Genomic DNA, 18,154 nt, shown 5'->3' with positions numbered 1-18,154 from the left:
GCCGTCGATGTGCCAGGCGGTCTGGGTGTTGTAGGCGGTGGACCTCGGGTCCAGGGCGTTGAGGAACCACAGGCGCTGCTGCGCGAACGACAACAGCCGACCCGGCGACGAAGGGTCGCCGCCCGGCGCGACGGGGACCAGGTCGGCTTCGCTCCGGGCGCCCTCCTCCCGGTCCGCCAGCGACGCCAGCTCGGCCCGTAGCCGGTCGGCCATCGCGGCCACGGTCTGCGCCTCGAACACGATCGCCGCCGAGAGCGGCAGCGCGAACCGGTCGCGCAGCCGGACGGCGACCATCGTGGCGCGCAGCGAGTGCCCGCCCAGGGAGAAGAAGTTGTCGTCCCGGCCCGGCGGCTGGCCGAGCACCTCCGCCCACACCTGCGCCACCTGCCGCTCCAGGTCGTCGCGGGGCGGCTCGCCGACCTGCTCCGCCGGTGCGGGCAGCGCGGCCCGGTCCAGCTTGCCGTGCGGGGTGAGCGGCAGGTCGGCGAGCCGGACCCACGCGGCGGGCACCATGGTCGCCGGCAGGTACCGGGCCGCGTGCTCGGCCAGCGTCGCGTCGTCCGGGCCGACCTCGGGCACGACGTATCCGACGAGCCGGGGGCCGGCCGTGCCCTGGTGCAGACGGACCGCGGCGGCCCGTACGCCCGGATGACGCAGCAGCACGCTCTCGATCTCGCCCAGCTCGATCCGGTGACCGTGCAGCTTCACCTGGTCGTCGACCCGGCCGGCGAAGTGGTAGCTGCCGTCCGGAAGCTGACGCGCCAGGTCGCCGGTGCGGTAGAGGCGGCTGCCGGGCGGCCCGTACGGGTCGGGCGGGAAGCGTTCGGCGGTCAGGGCGGGGCGGTCGTGGTATCCCCGGGCCACGCCCGGCCCGCCGATGAACACCTCGCCGAGGCTGCCGGCGGGCACCGGACGCAGGTCGTCGGTGAGCAGCCGGATGGCGGCGCCCGCGGCCGGATGCCCGAGCGCGGGCGGGCCGTCGCCCTCGACCGCCACCTCCCCGCTCATGGCCAGCACCGTGGCCTCGGTGGGACCGTACAGGTTGACGGTGGTGAACGTGTGTTCGGGGCGGGGGCGGGCCAGCAACTGCTGGCCGCCCGCGCCCAGGATGCGCAGCGCCCAGTCGGGCGGCGCCGGCCGGGCCAGCACGGCCTCGGCGAGCGGGGTGGGCATGGTCGCCGAGGTGACCGCGTGCGCGGCGAGCCAGTCCACCAGCCGGTCGGGATCGACCCGGGTCTCGTCGTCGGGCAGCCAGAGGCTGGCGCCGGCCACCAGCGGCGCCCAGATGTCCCACACCGACGCGTCGAAGCCGGGGGAGAACAGGTGCAGGCAGCGGTCGTCGGGACCGAGACGCTCCGCGTCGGCCCGCCACCGGGCCAGCCCGCGCAGCGAGCCGTGCTCCACCATGACCCCCTTCGGGAGGCCGGTGGAGCCGGAGGTGTAGATCACGTAGGCGAGATCGCCCGGGCCGATCGACACGGCGGGCGGACTGTCGGGGTACGCGGCGAGCGTCGCCTGGTCGTCGTCGAGCAGGACGACCGGCGTGCCGGGCGCCACCAGGCCGGCCCGGACCAGCGACCGTACGGTGACGAGCACCCGCGCGCGGGAGTCGGTGAGCATGTGCCGGACCCGCTCGGCGGGGTAGCCGGCGTCGATGGGCAGGTACGCCGCGCCGGCGGTGAGCGCCGCCAGCACGCTGACGACCCCGTCGACGCCACGGGGCAGCAGGACGGCGACCAGGTCGCCCCGGCGTACCCCGGTGGCCCGCAGGTGCCGGGCGAGCCGGTTGCTCCGGGCGCGCAGCTCCCTGTAGGTGACCAGGGCGTCGTCCGTGCCCAGCGCCAGGGCGTCGCCGGGATGCCGGGCGATCGCCTCATGGACGAGGTCCGCGTGGCGTGGCTCGACCTCGACGGGCGACCGGGCCGGGACGGGGGACGCTGACCAACCGCTTTCCTTGATCATGATGCGCCGGATGCTGCCAGCGCGGGCGCGCCGCCGTCAATGGAAACGGGCCGGGCTAGGGGCCGCCCGGGCCGTTGTTGGGGCTCTCCGGCCTGCCGCCGAGCGGGGCCCCGGAGCGGCCGTTCGGGGCCGTCGCCGGGCGTCGGGTCGACGGCCCCCGGCTCATCTCGACAGGCGGTCGACGACCTCGGCGGCGGTCACCACCTCGCCGAGCTGACCCAACGTCTCCAGGCTCGCCCGGTGCGTCTCGTCGGTCGCGGCGGTGCAGGCGTCGGAGACGACCACCGGTCGGTAGCCGTGGTTGACCGCCTCGAACACGGTGCCGGTGACGGAGAGGTTGGTGGCCACGCCGGTGAACAGGACGGTGTCCACGCCCCTGCCCCGCAGCACCGTGTCGAGCTCGCTGCCGAAGAAGCCGGTGAGCCGGACGTGGGTGATGACGACGTCGCCGGCCTCGGGCGTGAGTTCGTCGATGATCCGGGCCTTCGGCGCGCCTTCGAGGAGGGCCTGCCGCTCCCGGACCATGGCGAAGCTGGGCGTGTTGGAGATGAGGTCCGGGTAGCCGGGCCGGTGGGCGACCCGCGTGTAGACGACGAGGCCGCCACTGGCGCGCACCGCCGTGGCGACCTGCGCCGCGTACGAGGCGACGCGGTGTCGGGCGACCTGCTCGGCGAAGAACGGGCCGAACACCCCGTCGGGGCTGACGATGTCGTGCTGCCAGTGGACGCCGATGACGGCGGTGCGCAGCGGATCGAGTTCTCGCATCGTCCCTCCCGTCATGGGCCGGAGAGTTGTTGCGGTGCCGGCTGGTAGCGCTGCCTGCCCGCGGCATCCGGCCCCCTGCCGTAGGCGTCAAACCGCCCCCACCGGCCGGGGATGCCGTGCAACGCCACGAAGTCGAGGTTAGCGGGAAGGGCGGGCCTGACGACGAGGTCTTCGCCTACCGGGTGCAGCCCGAGCATCGTCCTCAGCAGGAGCAGGGTGGCTCCGGCGGACCACGCCTGAGGACTGCAGGCGGTGGGATAGTTGACCGGGTACCTGGTGTCGGCGCGGTTGGATCCGGAGAAGGCCTCAGGCAGCCGGCCGTCGTAGTAGACGGCGGCGTCCAGGATCCCGGCGGCGATCCGCGCCGCCTCTTCGGCGTACCCGTAACGCCGCAGCCCCCAGGCGATGAAGGAGTTGTCGAACGGCCAGATGGTGCCCACGTGGTAGCCGATGGGGTTGTAGCGGGCCTGGCCATCGGCCAGCGTGCGGACACCCCAGCCGCTGAACAGGGCGGGCGACATCAGGTGCCGCACCAGGGCTTCCGCCTTCGGCTTCTCGACGATGCCGCTCCACAGCAGGTGGCCGATGTTGGAGGACAGGGCGTCCACCTGGCGGCCGTCGCCGTCGAGGGCGAGCGCCATGTACTCGCCGTCCGCCACCCAGAAGTCGCGGTTGAAGCGCTGCTTGAGGTCGGCGGCCTCCCGCTCCAGCCGGTCGGCGTACTGCGGGTCGTTCCAGATCGTGCGGGCGAGTCGGGCGGTTCGCATCTTCGCGTCGTACGCGTACCCCTGCAGCTCACAGGTGGCCCGGGGGAAGCCCGGCAGCCGGCCGTCGCGGTAGCAGATGGCGTCGGGCGAGTCCTTCCAGCACTGGTTCTCCAGGCCGTTTCGGGTGTTGCGTCGCTGGTAGGAGATGTAGCCGCTGCCGGTCAGGTCGGCGTAGTCGTTGATCCAGTCGATGGCCGCGCGGGCCTCGTGCTCGACCGAGCGCACGAGGTCGACGTCGCCGGTCCACCGCTCGTACTCGTCGAGCAGCACGAGGAACAGGGGAGTGGAGTCCGCGCTGCCGAAGTAGGGCGTGTGCGGGGTCTCCTCGAAGATGCTCATCTCGCCGTACCGCATCTCGTGCAGGATCCGACCGGGCTCCTCCTCCCGGAAGTCGTCGACGCGGCTGCCCTGCCGGAGCGCGAGCACCCGGAGGGTGGTGGCGGCGAGTTCGGGTGTGAACGGCAACGCCTGCAGACTGGTGAAGATGCTGTCCCGACCGAACATGGCCATGAACCAGGGCAAGCCGGCGGCGGGGACCCTCTTGTCCTCGGCGAGGAAGGGACTGAAGCGCAACGCGGCCAGGTCGATCAGGCTCTGCCGGTACGCGACGCTGAGTGGCTGCCAGCCGGATTCCAGGCGTGGCGCGTGGTCCAACCATTCCAGGAGATCCCGTTCCTTGTCCCTGCCCTTGCCTGCTGCCCGCCCTGGGATCACGAGGCGCTCCAGCCCTCTGGGCATCGGGAGGTCCGGCAGGGCGCTGAGTCTGACGGTCCATCGGCTGTGGGGTTCGAGGTGGACGTCGAACGACATGCCGTTGTCGTCCCACGCGGCCGGCGCCGACGCGGAGATGATCGTCTCCCGTCGGAACCGCTCCCGTTCGTAACCGAGGACGAGGCGCCCGTCGCCGACCCGCCGGTAGTGTCGACCCTTCTTCCGCATCGCCGCGTCCTTGATCTCGAAGATGTCCGCGAAGTCGGCGTCCGCCTCGATCCTGAGGGTCACGTCGACCGGTTCGCTGGCGTAGTTGAGGACGGTCAGGTCCTCGTGGAGGCCGCTGTCCAGGCTGTGCATCCGACGCACGCCCACCGTGCTGTTGACGTAGACGTCCTGACGCCCCGGGACCTGGAAGAACCGGTTTTCGAAGTAGTGGAGGTCGTCGATGGCGAGGGTGCTCAGCCGTTCCCCGTTGACCGTCAGCACCCACTTCGATAGCAGGCGGGTGTCGTGGGCGAACAGGCCGAGCGGCGTGTTGGGTGACGGTACGATGTCGCCTGCGCGGTCGCAGACCATGAAGGTCGTCCCGTCCAGGATGCCCACCTGGTTTTCAGCCATCGTGACCTCCTCGGGCGCGCGTCGTCCCGGACGAGGGCGGCGGGGGGAACAACCGACGAACGGTGGCGAACAGCCGGGGGCTCCCCTCCACGGCCGCTTCGCCGCGCAAAACGGTGGTCAGGAAGTACGCCTCCCCGCTGGCGATCCGGTCGAACACCGCCCGGTTCGCCCGGACCACCGCGTCACCGCCCGTCGCCTGCTCCGTGACCGTGATGTCACCCTTCTCGATGGCGATGAGCCAGTGGTCGACCCGGTCGTCCGAGTCGATGTCGAAGCGGATACTGCCCTCGTTGATCGCCGTCAGGCGAGGGTCGTGTCCCCGCCGGGCGAGACCGCGGAAGAAATCCTGGGTGGCATCCGCCATCGCGACCCCCTTTCAGGGCCACCATTCCCGCAAATCGCCGCTTCCGCCTCACCCGGATGAGGTGAACCTCGCCGGCCTGCACCCGCCACCGACTGCTGTCGCGTCCCGGCCGCCGGGGGTCCCGCCCCGGGGCGGCGTCGCACATCCGCACGTGGCCCGTGTCGCGCCGTACCCGCACGCCGCCGGCGCCGTCCCGGCCCTGGTGTCGTCGGCCCGCCGGCGACCCTGGCCCGGCCGGCAGGCTGCGCCACTAGCCTGGGACTCGATGGATCCCATCCAGGCAGTGCTGCTCCTCGCCGCCGGTGTCGTCACGGGCGCTTTCAACGCGGTGGCGGGCGGCGGTTCCCTGATCGCTTTCTCGGCACTGATCGGTGCCGGTCTACCGCCGCTCACCGCGAAGCTGACCAGCACGGTCGCCGTGTTCCCCGGGAACGTGGCCAGCGTCGCGGGGGGATACCGGGACCTGCCGGCCCGGGGTGACATCAAACGGATTCTGCCCGCCGCCGTGCTCGGCGGCGTCGTCGGGTCGGTGCTGCTGCTGCTGACGCCGAGCCGCGTCTTCGACGTGATCGTGCCGTTCCTGGTGCTCTCCGCCTCCGCCGTCCTCGGCCTGCAGAGCCGCCTGAACGAGATGGTGGGGCGCTCCGGGCTGCGGCACCGGCGAGGGCACCCGGCGGCGCTGCACGCGTTCGTCGCCTTCGGCGGGGTGTACGGCGGCTACATCGGCGCCGGGTTCGGCATCGTCCTGGTGGCCAGCCTGGCTCTCCTCCAGCACGGGCCGCTCACCAGGACGATCGCCCTGAAGAACCTGCTGTCGGCCGTCATCTCGTTCACGGCGGTCGTGCTCTACGTGATCTTCGGTTTCGTCAACTGGGCGGGGGTGGCGATCATGGTGCCGGCGACCGTCGTCGGCGGCTACGCCGGGGCGCGGCTGCTGCGCAGGCTCCCCGGCGGGCTGCTCAGGGCGGTGATCGTCGTCTTCGGGACGGTCTTCGGCCTGGTCCTCCTGTGGCGCAACGTCCTGTAGACCGCACCACCGGGCAGGTCGTCGGGGTCGAGCACCACCACGCGGGCCCGGGCGCGCGCGGCGGCCGCCGGAAACAGACCCGCAGTGGCATCCGCCGGCGAAGGCCGCGGTGGGGGAGCGGTGGCATCCGCCGGCGTGGACCGGGCGGTCGGCAGCGGTGGCGGGCGCCGAGGCCGGTGGGCCCCGCCACCGGGCGACGTCGACTGCGACGCACGCCCGACGGCGGGGCCGTTCCGACCGTCAGTTCACGGGAACGTGGCGGGCCAGCGCGGCGCCGTCAGCCTCGAACGCGGCCAGCAGGCCGGTGGCCGTGCCGTCGGTGACCGGGACCACGACCGTCACCGAGCGGCCGGAGTTCAGCTGCATCGACCGTTCACCGAGCGACCGGTCGCCGTCCCAGGCGTACAGGTACGCCGTGCCCGTGCGGTCGGCCCGGAGGGTCACCTCCAGCCCGCCGGCCACCTGGCGCTGGCCGGTGAGCCGGAGCGCCCCCTCGGGCAGCCGGGCGACGGCGGCCGGCGCGACCCCGTCGACGGCCGACTGCGCGATGGTCTGCGGGCTGTGCACGCTGCGGGCGGCGGTGTCCGGGAACACCGGGGCGCTGGGCTGCCGCGCGGCCGGGGTGAGGCCGGGCAGGGTGACCAGGCCGTAGCGGTACGGGTCGGCCCGGACGCCGGTGAAGGTGGACCAGCCCAGCCGGGACTGGGAGCTGAGGTCCTGGGTGTCCGAGTCGTAGACCAGCACGTTGAAGCCCATCCGGGCCGGGTCGATCGCGTCGGGCAGCACCGCGAACGGGATGCGCGCCTCGATCGTGTAGCCGGTGTACGGCGCGGTCACCTTGCTGACCACGGTCATCCCCGGGGCGGTCGTGGCGCCCGGACCCTGCCGGTTGTCGGCGTCGCGCTGCCAGCACGGCGGGTCGCCGTTGGCGGGGTCGTCGGTGACCGGGAAGATGCCCGCCTTGAACACGGTGGAGGTGTCAGTCGAGTTCCCCTTCGGGTCGACGATGATCTCCACGCTGTCGGTGCGCCGCTGCCGCTTGCAGTCCTGCGGCACCACCTTCTTGCCGAGCACGTCGTCGGTGACCTGCACGAACACGACGAGCGCGTCCTCGGTGAAGGCGATCCGGCCGGTGGCCGAGGCGTCCTGCGGCGTGGTGGCCTGCCCCTCCCAGATGCGGGACAGGTCCAGCTCCTCGCCGGGGTACTCGCCGGGGGAGGCCACCCCGTCAACGGCGTGGTCGTGCCCGGCGTGCGGCACCTCGCTGGTCGGCACGATCTCCAGGGCACCGGTCTCCACGGTGCTGCCGGCGGCGCTGGTGGTGGTGATGGTGATCCCGTAGTCGCCGCCGTCGCCGCCCTCGTTGGCGGTCGGCAGGCTGGCATCGCTGGTGACGGTGAAGGTGACCGCCCCGGTCGCGCCCGGAGCCAGGTCGGCGTAGCTCTTCGTCGCCGCGTCGGCGGTGAAGCCGGCCGGCAGGCCGAGGGCGACCGTGCCGCTCTGGGCGGTCTCGCCGTGGTTGCGCAGGTCCACCCGGACCGACCGGCTCTTGCCGGAGCCGACGGTCAGCACCGGCTTGATCAGGGTGTCCAGCTGCGGGTAGCCGCTGTCGCCGGCCCAGGTGCGGAACAGCCCCACCTCGGGCAGCGGCTCCAGGGTGCCGCGCACGTCGGCGACCACCCGGACCGCGCGGTCCGTGCGGCCGGCGCCCTGGCCGGTGGTCAGGGACGCGCCGACGAGGTGCTGGGCGTTGGTGTCGGCGCCGGCGGGGACGGTCACGGTGAAGGTGACGGTCCGCTCCTTGCCGGCCGGTACGGCGCCGCGCAGCTCGCCGGAGCCGACGGCGGTCCAGCCCTGCGGCAGCCGCAGGGAGACCCGGGGCGCGGTTAGCGCCCGGTTGCCCGGCGCCCGCACGTGCGCGGTGACCTCGACGCTCTGCCCGGGGGCGAGGTCGAACCGGTCGGCGGTCAGGTAGAGCTCGGTGCCGCCGGGCAGCCCGCCGGCCGCCGGGGGCAGCACCGAGCCGCGCAGGATCGCCTCGGGGGAGGTGTCCGCCGGGTCGTACGGGACGCGGCTGTCGACCAGGGTGTAGAAGTCGCAGCGGATCTTCGCGGGGTCGGTGGGGGCGGCGGCGGTGTTGGCCCAGCCCTGGGTGAGGTAGTCCCGGCGGGCGTCGACCTCGACCTCGGCCCAGGTCTTGCCGCCGGCGCTGCGGGCGCCCTCCCAGACGCCGAACACCTGGTCGGTCGGGACGGTCGGCACCAGGCTGGAGGCGCACTCCGGCCCGGTCGACGAGCTGCCGGTGCCGCCGGTACGCAGGAACTTCGCCGCCCGGAACGGGGCGAGCCCCTCCTTGGTGACCTGCTCGGGGAAGGCCTTGGGGTCGGCGGCGGCGTGGAACGCCTCGGCGGCGAACCGGGCGGCCTGCTGGTGGTTACCGTGGTTGCCCGGCGTGGGCGACGGGTTCATCGTCATGACGATCTCGGGCCGGGTCTGCCGGATCACCCGGACGATCTGGGCCAGGGTGTCGTCGTGTCCCCAGATCTGCTCGGACAGGGGCGCGGACGCGGTGTACCAGAAGTCGACGCGGTCGAGGTTGTACAGGTTCTCCACCCCGGCACGGCCGATCGCGGTGCGCTCCTCGCGCTCCCGGATGATGCCCAGCGGCGGGCCCTCCTCCAGGCCGACGGCGTTGCCGCCGCCCTCGCCGCGGGTGATGGTGACGACGCCGGCCTTGGCCCCGTGCTTCTCCTTCCACTGGCCGAGGGTGGCGAGGCTGCCGGCCTCGTCGTCGGGGTGGGCGCTGACGAAGAGGACGTCCAGGTCGACGGCGTCGGTCGGCCGGGCGTCGGTGGGGGCGGCGAGGGCCACGGCCGGTGTCCCGGACAGGGCCAGGGCGAGCGCCGTGGGTAGCAGGAACGCCTTGAGACGCATGCAGATCCTTTCGCGTGACGCGAGGTCCGCGCAGCGGCCGGCGACGTCGGACGCGTGGGCGTCGACGTGGGGTCGCGGTCGGACGGTGAGGGGACGGGCAGGGGCGCCGGGCACGAGGGAGCACCGGCGTCACCGGGGTGCGCAGCGGCACGGAGATCCGTACACACTGGAAGGCCTTCGCCCGGTGACGCTAGGGACCGGCGCGGCGGCCCGTCAATGCTTTGCAAGGTCTTTCTTCATTTGCGAAAGAAACTAACTCCCCGCCAGGCGAGGCGTTGCCGGCGGTGAGCTCGCCCGTCCTTGGGCCCCGCCTGGGCTCACAGGAAGGGCGTTTCTGCTGCTCACGAAGGGGTCCGCAAGGTAACGAGACGGTTTCGTTACTTGACTCGATAGTTCGTTCGCCGTAGGAAGGAAGTGTGACAGACGTGGTGACGCCACCAACGAGCCCGGTGAGCCGGGAGCGGTCGAAGGAGATCAAGCGGTTGTCCGTGATCTCCACCGCCCGCCAGGTGCGGGTGCTCTCCCGCGCCGAGCTGACCGAGCTCACCGGGCTGAGCCCCGCCACGCTCACCCCGCTCGTGCGCGAGCTGATCGCCGAGGGGTACCTCATCGAGCGCGGCCCCGGGACCTCCCGCACCGGCCGGCCCCGGGCGATGCTGGAGTTCAACCCCCGGGCCGAACTGGTCGCGGCGGTCTCCCTGGAGCCGTCCCGGATCAGCTGCGAGATCGCCGACAGCGACGGCGCCGTCATCGCCCACCGCGCGGTCCGGCTCGCCGGCGACATCGTCGACACCATCTGCCGCTCGGTGCCCGAGCTCGCCGGCGACGGGCTGCCGGCGCTGCGCGGGGTGGCCATCGCCGCGCCCGGCGTCTCCACCGGCGGCGCCGTCCGCCTGGCTCCCTCGGTCGGCCTCGTCGAGGGCCGGCCGGTGGGGGAGTCGGTGCAGCGGCGGCTCGGGGTGCCCGTGGTGGTGGACAACGACGTGAACCTGATGGCGGCCGGCGAACACGCCGTCGGCGCGGGCAGCGACGTCGCCGACCTGCTGCTGCTGCACGTGGCCGACGGCATCGGCGCCGGCCTGGTGCTCGACGGGCAGGTCCGCCGGGGCGCCGGCGGGGCCGCCGGCGAGGTCGGTTTCCTGCCGCTCGACCCGACCGACCGCGGCCACGACGGGATCGGCCCGTTCGAGGCCCGCTGGTCGGAGAACGCCATCGCCGAGCGGATGGTGGCGCTGGCCCCCGGGCGGCGGCCGGACTCGCCCGTGGCCGACCTGGTGGCGCTGGCCGCCGTCGACGAACGGGCCGCCGCCTACCTCGACGAGGTGCTCGCGGCCTGGTCGCGGCTGATCGTCTCCTGCGTCTGCGTCGTCGATCCCGGGCGGGTGCTGCTCAGCGGCGCGGCCGCCCACCTCGACGACGCCGCCGTCGACCGGCTCCAGGCACTGGTCGCCGCCGCCGCGCCGAGCACCACCGAGGTGCGCCGGGCGGTGCTCGGCGACCGGGCGGTGCTGCACGGGGCGGTCAGCTACGCCCTCTCCGCGGCCGCCGCCGGAATGCCCACCCTGCTGCCGACTCCCTGACCACACACCACGCACACCGCAGTTCCCCCCACACCCCTCGGAGGTACCCCATGAGACGTCGACTTCTCCTCGCCGGTGCGCTCGCCACCGTGCTCGCCGCCGGCACCGCCTGTGGCGGCGGCGGTGGCGACGACGCGGCCGGCGGCGCGAGCGCCGAGAAGCTGACCATCTACACGGCCCGCGACAAGAAGGTCTCCACCTACGTCGTGGACCAGTTCACCGCCAAGTACCCCGAGTACAAGGGCAAGGTCGAGATCCTCAACCTGGGCGCCCAGGAGATCCTGGAACGGGTCCGGGCCGAGAAGGCCAACCCGCAGGCCGACGTCTGGTGGGGCGGCACCCAGCAGGGGCTCTCCGCCGGCGCCGGCGAGGACCTGCTGACCTCCTGGCAGCCGGCGTTCGCCGGCAAGATGGACCCGAAGTACAAGGACGCCGAGGGCCGCTGGTTCGGGGAGATCCTGCTCCCCGAGGTCATCATGTACAACAACAAGGCGCTCACCCCGGAGCAGGCCCCGAAGGACTGGGACGACCTGCTGAAGCCGGAGTGGAAGGACAAGATCATCATCCGGGACGTGGCCGCGTCCGGCACGATGCGGTCGATCTACGCGTCGATGATCATGCGGCAGTCCCCGGACGGCAGCAACCCGCAGCCCGGCTACGACTGGCTGAAGAAGCTCGACGCCAACACCGGCGCGTACGCGGCCAACCCGACCGACCTCTACCTGAAGCTCTCCCGCCAGCAGGGCGTGCTCAGCGCCTGGAACCTGCAGGACATCCTGTTGCAGGCCAACCAGTCGAACATGCCGTTCGGCTACGTGATGCCGGCCTCCGGCGCCCCGGTGCTGGTCGACGGCATCGCCGCGGTCAAGGGCGGCAACACCACCGGCGCGCAGAAGTTCATGGAGTTCCTCTTCGACGACAAGCTCCGCGGCGACCTGGCCAAGGACTACTACCAGATCCCGGCCGTGGACATCGCCGAGAAGCCGGAGTGGCTGGCCCAGCTCAACCTCAAGCCGCTGGACGTCAACTGGGACGTGATCGGCAAGAACGAGACCGAGTGGATCAACCACTGGAACGGCCAGATCAAGAACAAGGGCTGACCGCCCGGGCGTCTCGGGGGCGGGCCCGTCCCGCCCCCGCGCCCCCATCCCACGACCGACCAGGTCCGGTACCGCACGAAGGAGAGGACCTCATGATCGATGTCACGCTGGAGTCGGTGAGCAAGCGCTTCGCGCGCGGCGGCGACACCGCGGCCGTGGACGACGTCGACATCACCATCGCCGCCGGGGAGTTCTTCACGCTGCTCGGCCCGAGTGGCTGCGGCAAGACCACCACCCTGCGCATGGTGGCGGGGTTCTACTTTCCCACCTCCGGCCGGATCCGGTTCGGCACCGAGGACGTCACCCGCCGGCCGCCGAACAAGCGCGACACCGGCATGGTGTTCCAGAACTACGCGCTCTTCCCGCACATGAGCGTCGCGCAGAACGTCGCGTACGGCCTGAAGATCCGCAAGGTCGGACGGGCCGAGTCGCGACGGCGGGTCGAGGAGGCGCTCGGCCAGGTGCACCTCGCCGGCTACGGCGACCGGCGCATCGACGAGCTCTCCGGCGGCCAGCAGCAGCGTGTCGCCCTGGCCCGGGCGCTGGTGATCCGGCCCCGCACCCTGCTGCTCGACGAACCGCTTTCCAACCTCGACGCCAAGCTGCGCGAGGAGACCCGGGTCGAGATCCGCCGCATCCAGCGCGAGGCCGGCACCACCTCCATCTACGTCACCCACGACCAGGCCGAGGCGATGGCCATGTCGGACCGCATCGCGGTGATGCAGTCCGGCCGGGTGCAGCAGATCGGCGCCCCGCAGGAGATCTACCACCGCCCGGCGACCAGCTTCGTGGCCCGCTTCATCGGCCGCAGCAACGTGCTCAGCCTCCCGGTGGTCGCCGCCGCCGAGCAGACCGTCACCGTGGGGCTGCCCGCCGGCGGCGAGGTCACCGCGCCCGCCCCGACGGGCCACGGCCTGCGCCAGGGCGACACCGCGCTGGTGTCGGTCCGTCCCGAGCACCTCGGGCTGACCTCGGCCACCGAGGCGGGCGTGCTGCCCGGCCGGGTCACCGAGGTGGAGTTCACCGGCATGGCCACCAACCTCGTGGTCGACGTGGCCGGCGAGCCGGTGCAGGTGGCCGCGATCGACGTGCCGGCCGGGATAGCCGCCGGCGACCAGGTCGGCCTGCGGCTGAACCGGGAACGCATGTGGGTGGTGCGGCCGTGAGCACCATCCCCGCCACCCCCAGCCCGGCCACCGTCGCCCCGATCACCCAGGAGCCGCCGCCGCGCGGCCCGCGCCGCCGCCTCGCCGACCGGTTCGCCGGCGGCACCGGCTCCCGCTGGTTCCCGTACGTCCTGGTCTTCCCGCTCGCCCTGATCCTCTTCGGGTACGTGGTGCAGCCGATGTTCGCCACCTTCGCCGAGAGCGTCGGCGTGGACGGGGTGGAGAACTACGGCAGCTTCGTCACCGGCGGCGGGGTCGCCCGGTCCTCCCTGGTCACCTCGCTGATCATCTCCGCGGCCAGCGTGCTGCTCTGCGGCGTCGTCGGCGTGGCGATGGCCTTCCTGCTCAAGCGCTTCTCGTTCCCCGGCCGCAAGCTGATCGAGGCGATCATCCTGGTGCCGGCGGCGCTGCCGCCGCTGATCGGGGCGATCTCGTTCCAGCTGCTCTACAGCGAGACCGGCATCCTGCCGCGCGGCCTCCAGCAGCTCCTCGGCGCCGAGAACCCGGTGCTGCCCTTCAGCGGCATCGCCGGGGTGCTGGTCGTGCACACCTTCACCATGTACCCGTACTTCTACCTGTCCGCCTCGGCCGCGCTGTCGGGGATGGACCCGTCGGTGGAGGAGGCGGCGTACAACCTGGGCGCCGGCCGGGTCCGGGTGTGGCGCACGGTGCTGCTGCCGATGCTCACCCCGGCGCTGGTCTCCGCCTCGCTGCTGGTGTTCATGACCTCGCTGGCGTCGTACACCGCCCCGCTGCTGTTCGGGGTGGACCAGACGATGACCATGCAGATCTACATCAACCGCACCAACGGCGACCTGCCGATGGCCTCCACGTACGCCTCGGTGCTCGGCGTGGTCTCCGTGCTGTTCCTGCTCGGCATGCGCTGGTACGAGGGGCGGCGCAGTTACCGCTCCCAGTCCAAGGGCGTCGCCGCGCACCGGCGCGAGATCACCAACCCGCTCGGCAAGTGGCTCGCCCTGACCGCCTCGGTCCTGGCCACCGCGGTCCTGCTCGCGCCGGTGGCGACCATCGCCCTGGTCGCGTTCTCCCAGGACGGCTCCTGGACCACCGAGGTCATCCCGGCGGCGTACACCACGCAGAACTTCGTCACGATCTTCTCCGACCCGGCGGCGTTCCAGCCGATCCTCAACTCGCTGCAGATGAGCCTCATCGCGACCGTCGCCTGCGTCGTCGTCGGCGTGCTCATCGCGTACGCGGTGCGGCGGCTGGACTTCCGCGGCCGGGGCCTGCTGGACGTGGCGGTCATGCTGGCCTGGGCACTGCCCGGCACGGTGGTGGCGATCAACCTGATCTCCGCGTTCAGCACGGGCAACGCGTTCAGCTTCGGACAGGTGCTGATCGGGACCTTCTGGATCATGCCGTTGGCGTACTTCGTGCGGTTTCTGCCGCTGGTGTTCCGGTCCAGCTCGGCCACCCTGGCGCAGATCGACCCGTCGCTGGAGGAGGCCGCGCGCAACCTGGGCGCGTCCTGGTGGCGGGCGTTCGGCACGGTCACCCTGCGGCTGATGCTGCCCGGCGTGGTGGCCGGCGCGCTGCTCGCCTTCGTGCACGGCGTCGGCGAGTTCGTCGCCTCGGTGCTCATCTACACCTCCGAGACCGCGCCCATCTCCGTGGAGATCAACAACCGGATGTACTCGTTCGAGGTCGGCACCGCCGCCGCGTACGGCATGCTCCAGGTGGTCCTGATCTTCGTGGTGATGGTGGTCTCCGGCCGGCTCGAAGGCGGCCGGCGCTCCAGTCGGGAGGCGGCCCGGTGGACGGCGTGAGCGCGGCCTGGCCGACGGGCGGCGGGCTGGTCCCCGCCGCCCGGATCCCCGGCGGGGAGCTCGCGGCGGTCGCCGAGGCGGCGGACTTCGCGGTGCTGCCGGTCGGCGCCGTCGAGTGGCACGGCCCGCACCTGCCGCTCGGCACCGACCTGATCCTCGCCGAGGGCTTCGCCGCCGAGAGCGCGATCCCCGGCGACGGCGCGGTGCCGTCCGGCGGCGGCACCCCGGACGGCACCGCGACCACCCCGGCCGGCGGACGCCCGACGGCGGTGGGTCCGCGCGGGGTGCTCTTCCCCGCCGTGCCGTACGCCGCCTGCCCCGGCCAGACCCGGCCGTGGCCCGGCACCGTGGCGATCCGACCCGAGATCGCGGTCGGCTACCTCGCCGACGTCATCGAGGGGATCGTGGCCGCCGGGTTCCCCCGGCTGCTGATCGTCAACGGACACGACGCCAACATGTCGACCGTCCGGGCCGCCATGGAGTGGGTCTCCGGGCGGCGCACGGCGAGCCTGCTGCTGGTCAACTGGTTCCAGCTGGTCACCCCGGCCGAGACCGCCGAGCTGTACGGGCCGCTGCCGGCGCGCGGGCACGGCGGCGCGTACGAGACCTCTGGGGTGCTCGGCTTCGCTGCCGACGCGGTCCGCCTCGACGCCGTCGCCGACCTGCCACCGCGGCCGAAGCTGCCGGTGACCCACCCGTACGTGCTGGTGGAGTCCCGGCCGGACCCGTGGCAGGGCTGGTCCGGGCACATCTCGCTGGCCGACGAGGCGGCCGGTCGGCGGGTCCGGCGACTGGCCGCCACCCGGCTGCGCGAGGTCGTCGCCGCCTGGGTGGCCGGCCCGCCGCCCGCACCGCCCACCGACGCCCCACTGCCCACCGACGCCCCACTGCCCACCGACGGGCCGGTCCGGGCGGCCGGCGGGCCCGAGCCCGAGGAGGCGCCGTGACCGTCGAGCGTGGACTGGACGTCGTCGACTTCCACCTGCACTTCCGCATCGGCGCCGACGAGACGATCCGGGCCTGCGAGCACGCCGCCGACATGCACCCCGGCGGCGAGCACGAACGCGCCGTCCGGGCCGCCGGCTCCGCCCCGTACGCACGGCAGTGGCGGCAGGCGTGGGGCTTCCCGGACCCGGAGCCGCCCGCCCCGCGCTGGCAGGACGAGGCGGACCGGTGGGCCGAGGAACTGCGCGCGGTCGACATCCGCCGGGCGGTCTTCGTCACCGGCGGCGGCAACGACACCGTCGCCGACGTGGTGGACCGCCACCCCGACCTGCTGCTCGGCTTCGCCCACCACGACCCGTACGGCGCGGATGCCGCCGCCGAGCTGGAACGCGCGGTGGTCGAGCGCGGCCTGCGCGGGCTGAAGCTCTTCGCCCCGCTGCTGCGCGGCCCGCTCGACGACGAGGCCCTCGACCCGCTCTGGGGCACCGCCCAGCGCCTGGGCGTGCCGGTGCTGATCCACATCGGTCACTACGGCAGCGCCGGCGGCCTGTCCCACGGCCGGTACGGCGGCCCGGACGAGCTGGCCCGGATGGCCCGCCGCTTCCCCGAGCTGGCCGTGGTGGTGCCGCACTTCGGCGTCCAGCACGTGCAGGACCTGCTCTTCGCCGCCTGGGGCTGCCCGAACATCCACGTCGACACCTCGGGGTCGAACCAGTGGGTGCGCTGGATGCCGTACAAGCTGACGCTGGACGAGCTGTTCCGGCGCTGCTACGAGACCATCGGCCCGCACCGGATCGTGTTCGGCAGCGACTCGTCGTGGTTCCCGCGCGGGTACGTCACCCGCTACCTCGACGACCAGCTGCGGATCTGCCGCGAGCTGGGGCTGCCCGACGAGCACCTACGCGCGATCTTCGCCGGGAACGCCGAGCGCCTGCTCGGCCTGGACGCCTGACCGGCTGACGCCCGGGCGCGGCGCGCGACGCCGCGCCCGGCATGGAAGGAAGTAGAGACCGTCATGAGCACACCCGCGCTGACCACCTACCAGCGGCACCACCTGCGGCCGACCTACGACCACCACGTCGGGTACCTCTTCCCGGCCATGGTCCGGGCGAGCCAGGCCCACGTGGTGATGCTGACCGAGCAGGGGCTGGTCCCCGCCGAGCGGGGCGCCCGGCTGCTGCGCGGGCTGGCCGAACTGCGCGCCGACACCGCCGGTGCGCCGGAGTTCGACGGCACCTTCGAGGACACCTACTACCTGATGGAGAAGCGGCTGGCCCAGGCGTGCGGCATCCCCACCTCCGAGCTCGACGTGCAGATGGCCCGCAGCCGCAACGACCTAGACGCCGGGGTGTTCCGGATGCTGCTGCGCGACCAGCTGCTCGGGGTCCTCGACCGGGTGCTCGCGACCGGCGCGACCGCCCTGGACTCGGCGCACCGGTACGCCGACGTGGTGATCACCGGCTACACCCACCGCCGGCCGGCGCAGCCCACCACCATCGGGCACGCGCTCGCCGGGTACGCCGAGGCCCTCGCCGGGGAGGCCGTCGCCTACTCCGAGCTGATCGACGCCCTGAACACCTCGCCGCTGGGCTCCTGCGCGTTCGCGGGCACCGACCTGGACATCGCGCCCGCCCGGGTGGCCGAGCTGCTCGGCTTCGACGGCCTGGTCACCAACTCGTACGAGGCGGTGGCCGGCGCCGACCACCTCGTCCGGGTCGGCACCCTCAACGCCCAGGCCCTCGCGACCGGCGCCCGGCTGGCCCGCACCCTGATGGACTGGCTGAGCTGGCGCTGGGTGACCACGCCCGGGGACTTCACCCAGGGCAGCAGCATCATGCCGCAGAAGCGCAACCCGGTGGTGCTGGAGCACCTCGTCTCGATGGCCGGCGCCACCGCCGCCGACGCCGCCTCGGTGCTCAACAACGTCGGCGCCGCCTGGTGGGAGGACTCCAACAACGCCACCACCGACGTGCAGGTGCGGCTCTGGGAGAGCAACGACCGCACCGACCGGTTCTTCGCGCTGCTCGGCGGCTTCCTCGCCGAGATCGAGCCGCTGGAGCCGCCGTCGGCCGAGGAGATCGTCGCCTCCGGCGCCACCACCACCGCCGCCGCGGACGCGCTGACCCGGCACGGGGTGCCGTTCCGGGCCGCCCACTCGGTGGTCGGCCGGCTGGTCCGGGGAGGGGCCCCGGGCACCTGGACCGCGCAGACCGTCCGGGCGGCGGCCGATCAGATCGCCGACGGGCTCGACGACGCCGCCGTCGCCGACCTGATCGCCGCCGCCGTACGCCCGGAGCTGGTGCTCGACCGCGCCCAGGTCGACGGCCCCGGCGCGGACGCGGTGCGCGCCCAGGTGGCGGTGCTGCGCGGCACCTTCGACAGCGTCGCCGGCCGGCTGGCCGCCGTCCGCGCCCGACTCGCCGCC

General features: G+C 73.1%; 13 protein-coding genes. 8 read left to right on the top strand and 5 right to left on the bottom strand.

Features of this window, described 5'->3' with window-relative positions; genetic code table 11:
• The 4 genes from AB0G13_RS29110 to AB0G13_RS29095 all read right to left on the bottom strand — a co-directional run.
• Window positions 1-1,962, bottom strand: a 1,962-nt coding sequence (locus AB0G13_RS29110; protein WP_357880983.1) for an amino acid adenylation domain-containing protein, incomplete at its 3' end; no start/stop codon positions are given.
• Between the two features lie 162 nt (window positions 1,963-2,124).
• Entirely contained in the window at window positions 2,125-2,727 is a 603-nt protein-coding gene (locus tag AB0G13_RS29105) for a cysteine hydrolase (protein ID WP_357880980.1), read from the bottom strand.
• Between the two features lie 11 nt (window positions 2,728-2,738).
• A complete protein-coding gene (locus tag AB0G13_RS29100) occupies window positions 2,739-4,826 on the bottom strand; it encodes a glycogen debranching N-terminal domain-containing protein (RefSeq protein ID WP_357880977.1) in 2,088 nt (695 codons plus the stop codon).
• Window positions 4,819-5,190, bottom strand: coding sequence for an SCP2 sterol-binding domain-containing protein (locus AB0G13_RS29095; RefSeq protein WP_357880974.1), 372 nt, complete (start codon window positions 5,188-5,190; stop codon window positions 4,819-4,821). The genes AB0G13_RS29100 and AB0G13_RS29095 overlap by 8 nt, the downstream gene beginning before the upstream one ends.
• Window positions 5,191-5,455: 265 nt before the next feature.
• On the opposite strand from AB0G13_RS29095, the gene AB0G13_RS29090 reads away from it, so the two are divergent.
• Window positions 5,456-6,217 (top strand): sulfite exporter TauE/SafE family protein, encoded by a 762-nt coding sequence (locus AB0G13_RS29090; protein WP_357880971.1) that lies wholly within the window; start codon window positions 5,456-5,458, stop codon window positions 6,215-6,217.
• Between the two features lie 240 nt (window positions 6,218-6,457).
• On the opposite strand, the gene AB0G13_RS29085 is transcribed toward AB0G13_RS29090, so the two are convergent.
• Window positions 6,458-9,151 (bottom strand): sugar-binding protein, encoded by a 2,694-nt coding sequence (locus tag AB0G13_RS29085; protein WP_357880968.1) that lies wholly within the window; start codon window positions 9,149-9,151, stop codon window positions 6,458-6,460.
• Window positions 9,152-9,567: 416 nt separating this feature from the next.
• Between AB0G13_RS29085 and AB0G13_RS29080 the strand changes: the two genes are divergently transcribed.
• The 7 genes from AB0G13_RS29080 to AB0G13_RS29050 all read left to right on the top strand — a co-directional run.
• Window positions 9,568-10,731: an ROK family protein gene (locus AB0G13_RS29080; protein WP_357880965.1), complete on the top strand. Its 1,164-nt coding sequence runs from the start codon at window positions 9,568-9,570 to the stop codon at window positions 10,729-10,731.
• A gap of 50 nt (window positions 10,732-10,781) precedes the next feature.
• Entirely contained in the window at window positions 10,782-11,831 is a 1,050-nt protein-coding gene (locus AB0G13_RS29075; protein WP_357880962.1) for an extracellular solute-binding protein, read from the top strand.
• A gap of 92 nt (window positions 11,832-11,923) precedes the next feature.
• Window positions 11,924-12,997 (top strand): ABC transporter ATP-binding protein, encoded by a 1,074-nt coding sequence (locus AB0G13_RS29070; protein WP_357880959.1) that lies wholly within the window; start codon window positions 11,924-11,926, stop codon window positions 12,995-12,997.
• Entirely contained in the window at window positions 12,994-14,784 is a 1,791-nt protein-coding gene (locus AB0G13_RS29065) for an iron ABC transporter permease (protein ID WP_357880956.1), read from the top strand. The genes AB0G13_RS29070 and AB0G13_RS29065 overlap by 4 nt, the downstream gene beginning before the upstream one ends.
• Complete coding sequence (locus AB0G13_RS29060; protein WP_357880953.1) at window positions 14,772-15,731, top strand: creatininase family protein; 960 nt, start codon at window positions 14,772-14,774, stop codon at window positions 15,729-15,731. Before AB0G13_RS29065 ends, AB0G13_RS29060 begins: the two co-directional genes overlap by 13 nt.
• Window positions 15,728-16,681 carry an amidohydrolase family protein gene (locus tag AB0G13_RS29055; RefSeq protein WP_357880950.1) on the top strand — a complete coding sequence of 318 codons (954 nt, stop codon included), beginning with the start codon at window positions 15,728-15,730 and terminating at the stop codon, window positions 16,679-16,681. Before AB0G13_RS29060 ends, AB0G13_RS29055 begins: the two co-directional genes overlap by 4 nt.
• Before the next feature lie 63 nt (window positions 16,682-16,744).
• The coding region (locus tag AB0G13_RS29050) for a lyase family protein (protein ID WP_357880947.1) at window positions 16,745-18,154 on the top strand (1,410 nt) is incomplete at its 3' end.

This window comes from Micromonospora sp. NPDC023633 (genome assembly GCF_040640035.1).
Lineage (GTDB): Bacteria > Actinomycetota > Actinomycetes > Mycobacteriales > Micromonosporaceae > Micromonospora.
This window is presented reverse-complemented; position numbering and strand designations above follow the sequence as displayed.

Coding starts and splice junctions, on each gene's coding strand:
- AB0G13_RS29100 (WP_357880977.1), bottom strand. CDS start 4,826: ATGGCTGAAAACCAGGTGGGCATCCTGGACGGGACGACCTTCATGGTC.
- AB0G13_RS29105 (WP_357880980.1), bottom strand. CDS start 2,727: ATGCGAGAACTCGATCCGCTGCGCACCGCCGTCATCGGCGTCCACTGG.
- AB0G13_RS29095 (WP_357880974.1), bottom strand. CDS start 5,190: ATGGCGGATGCCACCCAGGATTTCTTCCGCGGTCTCGCCCGGCGGGGA.
- AB0G13_RS29075 (WP_357880962.1), top strand. CDS start 10,782: ATGAGACGTCGACTTCTCCTCGCCGGTGCGCTCGCCACCGTGCTCGCC.
- AB0G13_RS29070 (WP_357880959.1), top strand. CDS start 11,924: ATGATCGATGTCACGCTGGAGTCGGTGAGCAAGCGCTTCGCGCGCGGC.
- AB0G13_RS29085 (WP_357880968.1), bottom strand. CDS start 9,151: ATGCGTCTCAAGGCGTTCCTGCTACCCACGGCGCTCGCCCTGGCCCTG.
- AB0G13_RS29090 (WP_357880971.1), top strand. CDS start 5,456: ATGGATCCCATCCAGGCAGTGCTGCTCCTCGCCGCCGGTGTCGTCACG.